Annotated in this window: 10 protein-coding genes; all 10 read right to left on the reverse strand. The window is 61.9% G+C overall.

What is annotated here, in order from left to right; all coding sequences use genetic code 11:
* The coding region (locus tag ABVS03_RS03550; RefSeq protein ID WP_368018073.1) for a Gfo/Idh/MocA family protein at nucleotides 1–1,076 on the reverse strand (1,076 nt) is incomplete at its 3' end.
* 123 nt (nucleotides 1,077–1,199) lie between these two features.
* Nucleotides 1,200–1,889 (reverse strand): N-acetylmannosamine-6-phosphate 2-epimerase, encoded by a 690-nt coding sequence (locus ABVS03_RS03555; protein WP_368018074.1) that lies wholly within the window; start codon nucleotides 1,887–1,889, stop codon nucleotides 1,200–1,202.
* Between the two features lie 11 nt (nucleotides 1,890–1,900).
* Nucleotides 1,901–2,866 (reverse strand): ROK family protein, encoded by a 966-nt coding sequence (locus tag ABVS03_RS03560; RefSeq protein WP_330971199.1) that lies wholly within the window; start codon nucleotides 2,864–2,866, stop codon nucleotides 1,901–1,903.
* Nucleotides 2,867–2,891: 25 nt separating this feature from the next.
* A complete protein-coding gene (locus ABVS03_RS03565) occupies nucleotides 2,892–3,815 on the reverse strand; it encodes a dihydrodipicolinate synthase family protein (protein WP_330971200.1) in 924 nt (307 codons plus the stop codon).
* Nucleotides 3,816–3,853: 38 nt separating this feature from the next.
* Entirely contained in the window at nucleotides 3,854–4,729 is an 876-nt protein-coding gene (locus ABVS03_RS03570) for an acetylxylan esterase (protein WP_368018075.1), read from the reverse strand.
* A complete protein-coding gene (locus tag ABVS03_RS03575; RefSeq protein WP_368018076.1) occupies nucleotides 4,729–5,685 on the reverse strand; it encodes an acetylxylan esterase in 957 nt (318 codons plus the stop codon). Before ABVS03_RS03575 ends, ABVS03_RS03570 begins: the two co-directional genes overlap by 1 nt.
* Before the next feature lie 5 nt (nucleotides 5,686–5,690).
* On the reverse strand, nucleotides 5,691–6,530 hold the full coding sequence (locus tag ABVS03_RS03580) for an ABC transporter ATP-binding protein (RefSeq protein ID WP_330971203.1): 840 nt from the start codon (nucleotides 6,528–6,530) through the stop codon (nucleotides 5,691–5,693).
* 2 nt (nucleotides 6,531–6,532) lie between these two features.
* Entirely contained in the window at nucleotides 6,533–8,584 is a 2,052-nt protein-coding gene (locus ABVS03_RS03585; RefSeq protein WP_368018077.1) for a dipeptide/oligopeptide/nickel ABC transporter permease/ATP-binding protein, read from the reverse strand.
* A 1-nt stretch (nucleotide 8,585) separates the two neighbouring features.
* On the reverse strand, nucleotides 8,586–9,542 hold the full coding sequence (locus tag ABVS03_RS03590; protein WP_330971205.1) for an ABC transporter permease: 957 nt from the start codon (nucleotides 9,540–9,542) through the stop codon (nucleotides 8,586–8,588).
* 119 nt (nucleotides 9,543–9,661) lie between these two features.
* Nucleotides 9,662–11,281, reverse strand: a complete 1,620-nt coding sequence (locus tag ABVS03_RS03595; protein WP_368018078.1) for an ABC transporter substrate-binding protein — start codon at nucleotides 11,279–11,281, stop codon at nucleotides 9,662–9,664.
* Nucleotides 11,282–11,542: the final 261 nt, after the last annotated feature.

Raw genomic sequence — 11,542 nt, forward strand, 5'->3', positions numbered from 1 at the left:
TTCTTTTCCTCTTCAGGGTAGACGACACCCCATGCCCTTCTTGTTTCCGTCATGATCTTCATCACATCGGACGCATAGCCAATGAGGCTCTGAGCCTCTTCGTCCCCTGCCACGGCGCGCTCGAGGTCTGCTGCCTCGTAGTCCAAGGCATAGCCTTCAACACCTGCTGCGACCTCTTCGCGCCTGCCATCCTCGGTCCAGACGATCTCTGCCTTGTCAGCGCGAGGATAGTCCATGATCTCGATGTAGCAGCGGTCGAACGAGAGCACGGCACGCTTCGGCTGCTTCGAGTGGAGCGTGAGCGAGATGACGCCGAGCTGGCCCTCCTGGTTCCTGCAGACGATGCCTCCCGCCTCATCGACGCCCGTCTCTGCAAGATTTCCGAGCGAGACGACTTCTCGAGGTGCGCTCTCCATGAAGAGGCGCATGATCGTGAGCGCATAGACGCCGATATCGAGCATCGCGCCGCCCGCAAGGTTCCTGTTCCAGAAGCGGTTCTTGAGGTCGCCGTATTCCTTGTAGCTGCCGAAGGCCACCTGCGCGATATTCATGCGGCCGAACTCGCCGGCACGGGCACGCTGAAGCAGCTCTCGATAGAGCGGCATATGGAGAATCGTCGTCGCATCCATGAGCTGGACCTGGTGCTCCTTGGCCAGCGCGCGGGCCTCTTCGAGCTCCTCCGTGTTGAGCGTGATCGACTTCTCGCAGAGCACATGCTTGCCGGCAGCAAGGGCGCCTCTGAGATAGCGGATGTGCGTGTTGTGCGGCGTCGTGATATAGATTGCCTGGATGGCAGGGTCTGCACAGAGCTCCTCGAACGTGGGGTAGACCTTCTCGACGCCGTACTTCTCGGCGAAGGCCTCGGCCTTGCTCTCGGTCCTGTTCCAGACGCCAGCAAGCTTTCTTCCGGCCAGCGCAAACGACTCTGCCATCTGGTGCGCAATCACGCCGCAGCCGACGACAGCCCATCTGAGCTCGGGAGCCGTGAATATATCATCCGGGAATGGCTGGTTCCTGACTTCCTCGAAGGCTGCATCTGCCGCCTGCGCCGCATCGAGCGCCTTGTCTCTCTTCACTTCAGGCCGCCTTTCCGATAGCTTTTCCTGCCTTCAGTCTAGCGGATACCTGTCCCAGCATAGGGACAGCCCCGCAACTCACACGAGCTGCAGGGCTGCCAAGGGGAGATATGCCGGATGGAATCAGGCCTCCATCGCGGCACGGAACCACTTCGTGAGGCTCGTCGGGTGCGTGATGCCAGTGCCGACGACTACGGCCCAGGCGCCTGCATCCTTTGCAGCCTTTGCATCGGCCGGTGTATGGACATGGCCTTCGCAGACGATGGGCAGGCCCGGGAACTCATGGGTCGCCTCCTGGAGCAGGGCGATATCCGGTCCTTCATCCATCGTCGTCTGGATGGCCGGCTTGTTGTGCGAAAGCGTCGTCGAGACGATGTCGCAGCCGACCTCGACGGCATTCCTGATGTCCTCGATGGTCATGCAGTCTGCCATGACAAGGGTCTCGCACTGGGCACGCAGGTCGCGGACCGTCTCTGCGAAGGTCCTTCCGTCCGGGCGGGGACGGTCGGTCGCATCGAGTGCGACGATGTCGGCGCCCGCGTTCACGCAGGCAATGGCATGGCGCAGCGTCGGCGTGATGTAGACCCCCTCATGCCCTTCCTTCCAGAGGCCGATGACGGGGATCTCGACCCTGCCCTTGATGGCAGCGATGTCGGAGAGTCCCTGGCAGCGGATGGCAGCGCATCCTCCCTGCTCGCAGGCCTCTGCCATCTGTGCCATGGTCTCGGGATGGCGAAGAGGCTCTCCAGGATAGGCCTGGACCGAGACAATGAGCTTGCCTTTGAGCGACTGAACCAAAGGCGCGATTTCCATTTGAGCCCTCCTTAGGCAATCTCGACGTAGGCAGACTGGAGCACGTTCTGCGCAGCACCGATCAAGGGTGCATCGTCTCCGAGCGCACCGTCGACGACAGGAGTCTTCGAGACCGGCGGCATGACAGTCTCGGACCAGCCCTTCTGCATGGCCTTGTGCCAGACAGGGCCAGACTTTGCGACGGAGCCAGAGAGGATCACGCAGTCCGGATCGAACATGTTGACCATCGAGGCCAGGACCTCGCCGATAGCATGTCCCGAGCGCTCCTCGGCAGCGATGGCAGCCTCGTCTCCCGACTCTGCCGCCTCCGAGATATAGGCACCATCGACCGGCGTTCCGTCGTCGAGCGTGCGGCGTCCGCCGAGCTCGAGGTAGCGCTCGATGATGCCAGGACCTGCGGCGATGGGCTCGAGGTGTCCCGTCGCTCCGCAGGAGCAGGGGATGCCTGCAGCATCCGTGCAGGCGACATGTCCGATGTGTCCTGCCTCGGAGTGTGCGCCGAGCATGATGTGGCCACGCTCGACATAGGCGCCGCCGATGCCGGTGCCGACCGCACAGACAAGCGTACTCGTCTTGCCGAAGCCCGCGCCCCAGAATGCCTCGCCGAAGGCGTGGGCATGGACATCGTTCATGACCTTGACGGGGATGCCGAAGATGGCATGGAGCTCGGCTCCGAGGTGCGTGCCGCCCCAGCCCGGCATCATATCGTTTGCATAGGTGACATTGCCGGTCGCAGGATCGATGACGCCGCCGGACGAGACGCCAATGCCGAAGACCCTGCCATCAGCTGCGTCGATGACACGGCGGGCAGACTCGATGGCATGCTGCAGCACGACCTTGCCGCCACGCTTCGCCTCGGTCGGCACCTTCCCGTAAAGCGATACTTCAGGACGCTCGCCCTCCTTGAAGGTCACGAGAGCCGATGCAATCTTCGTGCCGCCGATATCGAGCGCGACTACCTGCCTGGTTTCTCCCATGGTGCATCCTTTCGAAAAAGCTAGCCTACAGAAGCCCGTTCTCCTCGAGTACCTTCTTGATGGCCTCGCGATTCTCGCCCTTGAGCGTACGAACCGGGCGCGGCATCGTGTCGTGGTCGAAGATGCCCATGAGGTTCAGCGCCGTCTTGAAGGCGCCGACACCGCCAGCATAGCCTACGACGCCGGTCGTGACATCGAAGATATGCGAGACCTCGTTGATCTGGTTCTGGATCTCGCGGACACGCTCCCAGTCGCCTGCCTGGTAGGCATCCCACTGCTTCACATAGGGCTCAGGAATCACGTTGGCAAGGCCCGGCACCGAACCGTCGGCACCGGAGAGATAAGCGCCGTCGACGACGATCTCGTGTCCCGTGAGGAGGCTCAAAGGATGTCCTGCCTTCTCGTTCTCCTGGACAAGGTAGCGGAAGTTCACGTCGTCGCCCGAGGAGTCCTTGACGCCGGCAATGACGCCGTCACGGCCGAGCTTGAGCGCCAGCTTCCAGGGAATCTTCGCATGGACGCAGACCGGGATATCATAGGCGAAGATCGGAAGCTTGACCTCGTCGTGGATGATGCGGAAGTGGTCCTCGATCTCCGTGAGGCCGCCCAGGGCATAGAACGGAGCCGTGACGACGATGCCGTCAGCGCCGAGCGCCTCAGCATGCTTCGCATGCTCGATCACGCGGTCAGTCTCCGTATCGATGCAGCCGACAAGCACCGGCACGCGGCCGTCGACGATGCGGATGCCCTCGCGCACAATCTGCTCTCGGTGCTCGTCAGACGAGAAGGCGACCTCGCCCGTGGAGCCGAGGAAGAAGAGGCCATGGACGCCGGCATCGAGCATGCGGTTGATGAGGCGCTCATAGGAAGGCACGTCGACCGTATGGTCAGGAAGATCGGGCGTCACGACAGGAGGCACGACACCGCGCAGAGCAAACTTTTCAGACATTGCGAGACCTTTCTCTTGCATTGCTGCAGAACTGCTTATCAGGACATGAGCCAGCTGGAGACGAACGAGAATGTGGCATCCTCGAACGCATTCACCCGCTCATGCGCCCATCTAGGATAGACGTTGCGTGTGACAGGACCTGAGAGCGCAGAGGCAAGGACATCCTGCGCCTCAGGAGGGGTGACGGGATCGAGCCCCGAGGTCCCGAAGAGCACCGGAGCCCCGATGGCAGGAGCGCATGCTTCTGCCTGGACATACGAGAGCGTACGGAAGAGATCGTCTGACGTCTTTGCCAGAGAATCCTTCTCCCGGAAGTAGCGTGTGAGGCCGGAGGCAATGCCTTCGGGCATCCCCTTCTCCCAGACACGCCTCAAGGCACAGGGCAGAGGGTTGAGGATGCAGAAGAGATCTGCTCCCTTGCCCTCAAGCGCTCCTGCTGCGGCAACGCCCAGACCGGCGCCCAATCCTTCGCCGTAGACAATCAGCGGCACGCTCGGAAAGAGCCTGCGTGCGAGCAGCATCGCCTCTGCCGTATCCTTCTCCTGGCGGACGAGAGCAAGGCTCGCTGGCGCTCCCGCCACATAGCCTTCGCAGACATCCTCAGACCAGAACCTGCGCTCCGGCGAGAGCACGGCGCATCCGAGCGCGAGCCAGCGCCCCAGATGGTGCCAGCCACGCACGGGACGCCCTGCATCGTGGAAGGCACAGACGACGGCGAGCGGCGAGATGCGTGCAGACTCGAGCATGCGTGCCTTGAGCACCTGCCCGTCCTCTGCCTTCCAGAAAACTGTCTGGGCCTTTCCGGAAGCAGTCGAGAAGGCAGGCTCTGGCTCTGTCGACACGAGCTCAGGCACAGCCCCTGAGAGCTGTCCCTTCCAGAAGGAAGCGATCTCTTCGAAGCTGGCGTCTGCCATCAGAGGCCCTCCTTCCCGAAGAAGGCGATGAGCGCATCGTCGAAGGCCTGTATCTCCTCATGCCCGAAGGCAGGATAGAAGAGACGCCGCTTCGGACACTGGAGGCGCTCGTAGACTGTATCCTGCGTCGCAGGCGGGCAGATCTCATCTGCGAGCCCGGTGCCGAAGAGCACCGGACACTGCACATACGGAGCAAACGAGGCCGTATCGATATAGGCAAGCTTCGAGAAGGCCTCCTCTGCTTTGGCGCCGTCTGCATCGAACCAGCGGGCCCAGTAGCGCAGGCCTTCATAGGCAACAGCATCGGCACCGAGCTCCATCACTTTCCGGAAATCCGAGAGGAAGGGATAGAGGATGCCTGCCGCTGCCACTTCAGGGTTCAGGGCCGCCGCGGCAAGACCCACTCCCCCTCCCTGCGAATCGCCGTAGACGAAGGCCTGAGCGTGGGCAAGCCGAGGCTCTGCCGCAAGCACCCGGAAGAGGATCCGGATGTCCTGCTGCAGGCGCACATAGTAGAGGTCCTTCGGCTCGCCTTCGAGCCCCAGCACGACATGTCCTGCGACCGTCGTGCCCGGAAAGCCTCCTATATCTTCCGAGCGTCCTCCCTGGCCGGGGTTGTCCATCGAGACGAGGATCATGCCTTCTGCTGCCCAGGAGGCATTCTCGAGCCAGGAACGGGTGCGTCCCGGATACCCATGGAAGCGCATGAGCAGCGGAAGGGGGCCGCTCCTAGCAAAGGCCTCGGTCGGCACCAGGACCTTTGCATAGAGCTGGGCGCCACGCATGCCACGGAACCAGAGGTCATAGGGCACCGCGCAGGGAGCCGGTGTCACCTCGGAAGCTGGCACGAGCTCCCAGGAAAGAGGCACGGCATCTGCTTCAGCCATGCGCTCTTTCCAGAAGGAGGAGAAATCTTCGGGCTCCCGAAAGCTTTCTATGGGATAGCCGGCATCCATCGCATCTATTGCCCGAGCTTCGGATGGAGAAGCGACGGCGCAGCACCGAGGAGCGTCTTCGTATAGGGATCCTGCGGGTGCTCGAAGACCTGCTTGGCCGGACCTTCCTCCATGATCTGGCCGTGGTTCATGACAATGATGCGGTCAGAGATGTAGCGCACGGTCTGGATATCGTGGCTGATGAACATCATCGACAGCCCCAGATCGTGCTTGAGGTCGGTGAGCAGATTCAGGATCTGGGCACGCACGGAGACATCGAGGGCGCTTGTCGGCTCGTCTGCAATGATGGCAGACGGGTTCAGGGACATGGCACGGGCGATTGCGACACGCTGGCGCTGGCCGCCGGAGAGCTGGCCCGGAAGGGCGCGCAGGGCGCTCTTGGGAAGGCCGACAAGCCCGATGAGCTCGCTGATGCGCTTCTCCTGCTCTGCTTCCGTGCCGACATGATGCACGAGCAGCGGGTCGAGCAGCTGGTCATGCACGATCATGCGCGGGTTCAGAGCCGTGGCCGGATCCTGGAAGACGACGGAGACGACGCGTCCGATCTCCTTCCTGAGCTCGGGCGTCCTCTTCGTGACATCGCGTCCCTTGAAGTAGACATGTCCCTGCGTAGGTGCCTGGAGGCCGCACATGACATTGGCAGTCGTCGACTTGCCGCAGCCCGACTCGCCGACGATGCCGATGGTCTCGCCGGGCATGAGCTTGATGCTCACGTTCTGCACGGCGTGCACGAGATTCGGATGGAGCAGCGTGCCGGTACGGGTCTTGAACGTGACCGATATGTCATCGAGGAAGATGATCGGCGTGTCCTTGTCCTGGGACACGGTCTTGGTATCTTCTGCCATCGCTACTTCGCCTCCTTGGCGCCTGCGAGGGTTGCGAGGTACGGGGTGAGCCCGTTCTCCTCGAGATAGCTGTCGGGAAGCTCGGAGAACTTGTGGTGCTTCGAGGCATCAGGCAGCTGCTTGATGACGGGATGGACATTGAGGCCGAGCGTCGGGTGGCTCGAGCGTGGAGCGAAGCGGTCGCCCTTCGGGAAGTCCTCTGGAGACGGGACCGAGCCCGGCACCTGGTGGAGCCTCGTGCCGTCCTTGGCGCCTTCCTCGATCGAGAGGACCGATCCCAGAAGGCCACGGGTGTACTCGTGGATCGGGTTCGTCAGCAGCTCGCGCGTCGGCGCCTGCTCGACGACCTGGCCTGCATACATGACCGTGATCTCAGAGGCAACCTCTGCCACGAGTGCCAAGTCGTGGCTCACGAAGATCATTGCGAAGCCGAGCTTGGCCTGAAGATCGTTCAGGAGCTTGATGACCTGCTTCTGGACCGTGACGTCGAGAGCCGTGGTCGGCTCGTCGCAGATGACAAGGGACGGGTCGCGCGTCAGAGCCATAGCGATGAGGACGCGCTGACGCTGGCCGCCGGAGAGCTCATGCGGATAGGACTCGAGCGTGCGCTTCGGGTCGAGGCCGACGAGCTCGAGAAGCTCTTCTGCAGACCTCGTGCCGCCGCGCTCCGTGAGCTGCTTCATCTGCGTCGAGATGAGCATGGAGGGGTTCAAGGACGAAAGGGCGTCCTGGTAGACCATGGCAAGCTCGGTGCCGAGGAGCTGGCGGTGCTCTTCGCGCGAGAGCTTCAAGAGGTCCTGGCCCTTGTAGAGCACCTCGCCCGTGATGGTCTCCTTCGGGTCCGTGAGGCCCATGATGACCTTCGTCGTGATCGACTTGCCGCAGCCAGACTCGCCCACGAGCGCCATGCACTGGCCGGGGCGCACATCGAAGGACACATTGTCCACGACGTGCACAGAGCCATGCGACTCGAAGCTGATCGAGAGGTTCTTGACCTGGAGGAGCGGCTCGACCGAGAAGTCGGGAACGTGGCGATCGGTACGCTTGAGCTCGACTTCCTTGAGCGCTGCAAGACGGCGACGGAGTGCCGGCTCCTGCTCCTTGTAGGCACGCACAGGATCGGAGGCGAGGATGTCGTCCTTGCGCCTGGACTCTGCGTTGTCTGCATCGATCGGAGCGCCAGGCGCTGCTGCCATAGCGTCAGTCAGGCCCTCGGAGAGGATGTTCAAGGCAAGGCAGGTGATCATGATGGCAAGGCCCGGGAACACTGCCTGCCACCAGCGTCCTGCAAGGACGCCCTGGCGGGCATTGGAGAGGATGTTGCCCCAGGTCGGCGTCGGCTCGGTGATGCCGGCTCCGATGAAGGTGAGCGATGCCTCGAAGATGATTGCGTCAGCGACGAGCGTGACCGTGAAGACCATGATCGGAGCGATGCAGTTCCTGAGCACGTGGCGCCAGAGGATCCAGGGCGCACGGGCACCGGAGACAATGACCGCACGGACATAGTCCTCGCCGTACTCGGAGACGACGTTCGCACGCACGATGCGGGCAATCTGCGGCGTATACATGAAGCCGATCGAGAAGATGATGGCCGGCACGGAGTTGCCGAGGATCGTCACGAAGACAGCGGCAAGCGCGATGCCCGGGATCGACATGATGATGTCGAGGATGCGCATGATGACTTCAGATACCGCCTTGCGCGACACAGCGGCAAGCGCGCCGATGATGGAGCCGCACACAAGTGCCATGCCGGTGGCACCGAAGCCGATGATCAGCGAGTAGCGGCCACCGTAGAGCATGCGGGAGAGGATGTCTCTGCCCTTGTCGTCGGTACCGAAGAGGAACCCATCTCCTGGTGCCATGCGGGCATTGAAGATTTCGGTCGGGTTGTGCGGGGCAAGGATGGGCGCCAGGATCGAAGCTGCCGCCACGAGGATGAGGAGTACGAGCGAGATCTTCGAAGAGGTGCGCATCTTCTTCCAGCCGCCGAACTTCTTGTTCTGGGCCGCAGCCTCTTCGAGCTTCTTTGTCTGCTCTTCGCGAATCTTCTGCATGCTACACCGTCCTTATGCGCGGGTTGATGAGGAGGTAGAGCATGTCGACCACGATGTTGATGATGATGAAGGAGAGGGCGACGACAATGACGACACCTTGGACGAGCATCGTCTCATTGCCCTGGATTCCTTCGAGGATGGCCGTGCCCATGCCCGGCAGGTTGAAGATGACCTCGATGACGACAGCGCCGCCCATGAGGTAGCCGATCTTGAGGCCGAGGGTCGTGACCGGCGTGATGAGGGCATTGCGCAGGACATTGCGTCCGACGACGACACGCTCAGGCAGACCGGCACCGCGAGCCGTCTTGACATAGTCCTTGTCAAGCTCCTCGACCATGGCGGTACGCACGATACGCGTCATCTGGCCGGTGAGCGGGAAGGCAAGGGCGATGGCCGGCATCAGCATGCGGGCAAGATAGCCGCCCGGATTTGCCGAGAACGCCGGCAGCTGGCCCGATGCCGGAAGGACATGCAGATACGACGAGAAGAGAAGGATGAGAAGCACGGCGAGCCAGAAGGACGGCGTCGCGATGCCTGCAATCGAAATGACGCGAATCAGCTGGTCAGGCCACTTGTCCCTATAGAGTGCCGCAAGGACACCCAGCAGAAACGACACAATAGCGCCGATGATGAGGCCGATGAACGTGAGCTGCATCGTGACCGGCAGGGCCTGGGAGATGCGCTCGCCGACGGAGTAGTTTGCAGCACCATAGGTACCGAGGTCTCCATGCAGGAGATCTCCCATATAGCGGACATAGCGGACTGGCCATGGATCGTCGAGGCCGTGCTCCTCATGGTACTGGGCTACGGCTTCAGGCGTGGCAGACTCGCCCAATGCATTGTAGGCAGGGTCGACCTTCGAGAACGACATCAGGAAGAATACGAGAATCGTGACGCCGAAGGCCATGATCGGCAATGCGATGAGCCGCCGGCCGATAAGGCGCAGAAGGTTGTTCACGCGCTCCCCTTTCTCTTGCTGCGTACATGAAGTGGGGCCCGGAGAACTGGGGTCCTCCGGGCCTCCCGGCGGAGGCATCTATCGAGGCCTCCGAAATTCGCTGGACAAGCCCAGGCGGACTAGGCAGAGACGGTGACAGCGTCGATGAACGACAGGCCGGTCGTGCCGATGCCCTTGAAGTTCTTGATGGCAACGCCGTTGGGTGCCTTCGAGGTGTCCTGCCAGGAGCCGGTGCAGGTCTGGACCTGGAGCACCGGATAGAGGACGCAGTTGTCGGCAATGAGGTCGAAGCACTTGTTCCAGGTCTCCTGCTGCTCGGAGCCGCTCTGTGTGAGAGCGGTGCTCATGAGCGACTGGAGCTGCTTCCACTCGTCGGAGGTGTTCCACGGGCAGCGCGTCTTCATCCAGGTGTTGTCGCCGTACCACCAGTTCATGAGGAGGTCAGGATCGGCGCCGAAGCAGGACGGATCGCCCGGGGCGAGCAGGAGGTCATAGGAGTTGTCGCCGGTGTCGATAGCGGCATAGGTGGCCGCAGACGTATCGGTCGCAATCGTGACATTGAAGCCGAGGGCGTCGAGGTCCTCCTTGACCTGCGTTGCCATTGCCACGACCTGCTCGTTGTCCGTCGTGCGGAGCTGCACGGCACCCGGCGTGATGCCAGCTTCGGCGAGCAGGCTCTTGGCCTTGTCCGGATCGTGCGTGAAGACCGTCGAGGCCTTGTGGTAGTTCGTGAAGTTCTCGGGCAGGTAGCACGTCGGTGCTGCGGCAAGGCCCGCGAAGGCATTGTTGATCATCTTGTCGTAGTCAAGCGCATACATGACAGCCTGACGGACACGCTTGTCGTTCCACGGCGCCTTCGCGACATCGAACATCATGAACCTGGTGCCAAAGCCCTGGACCTTGTCGATGTTGCAGCCGAGGTTCGTGAGCGTATCGACCGCGTCGGCCGTGACCATCTCCATGACGAGGGTGGAGCCTTCCTGCTCGGCCGTCAGGCGTGCCGTTGCATCCTTCAGGATGTCGTAGTGGATCTTCTCGTCCTTGGCAGGATGGTCGCCGTTGTAGTTCGGGTTCGGGACGAGCTCGAGCGAGCTATCGGAGATCGTGTCATACATCCAGGGGCCCGAGCCGATCGGCTTCTTCGTCATTTCGTCCTTCGTCGAGCTTGCCGGCACGACGCGGATGATGGCGAGGCGCTCCTTGATGAGCGAGAAGTTCGGGACGTTCGTCTTGATTATGAGTGTCTTGTCATCCTTCTTCTGGATGTCGGCGATGGGGGCAAGCATCGAGGTATAGATGTTGCCGCTCCAGTCGGCCGCCTTGCCGGACGAGCGCTGGAAGGACTCGATGACGTCCTCAGGCGTCACGGCGTTGCCGTCGGAGAACTTTGCTCCGTCGCGCAGGGTGACCTCGAACGTCGTGTCGTCGACCTTCTTGGGGTCGTCGGCAGCAAGCTCGTTGAACGTGCTGTAGTCATGGAAATCGATGCCATAGAGGCCTTCGACGACCTGCCAGTTCGTGCCGCAGGCAAGAGCGGAGGACGTGCTCGACGGATCGTAGTTCTGCGTGCTGTAGGCGGTGCCGGCCGTGATCGTGCCGCCACCCTCGGTGCCAGCCTGGGAGCTGGAAGAAGACGAGCTGGAGCTGCTCGAGCCCGAGCCTCCGCATGCAGCAAGGCCCAGAACGGCTGCAGAGGCACCCGTCAATCCGATGAAGTTCCTACGTGTGAGATTGTTCATGGTTCTCCCCTTTCGCAGTGCATGGTGCTTGGAACTGCCGCTCCAGACGCTTCCCGTCAAGCGTCTGAGGCCGGCCCTGATGGCACCTATATTGCACTCTTGCAGAAGCTGGAAACGTTACCAATTAGGAAATTGGTAGTAACCATCGCCCAATGGAAAACTGCATAATCCCAGTGGTGCAATACTCCAATCAGACGGTTTGCACGTTCTTTCCACAAACAGGAGAACAGCAGCCCAGCCTTCCTGCATCGCTGAGCTGCC

The sequence above is a fragment of the Olsenella sp. AGMB03486 genome (genome assembly GCF_040884255.1).
GTDB lineage: Bacteria > Actinomycetota > Coriobacteriia > Coriobacteriales > Atopobiaceae > Olsenella_L > Olsenella_L kribbiana.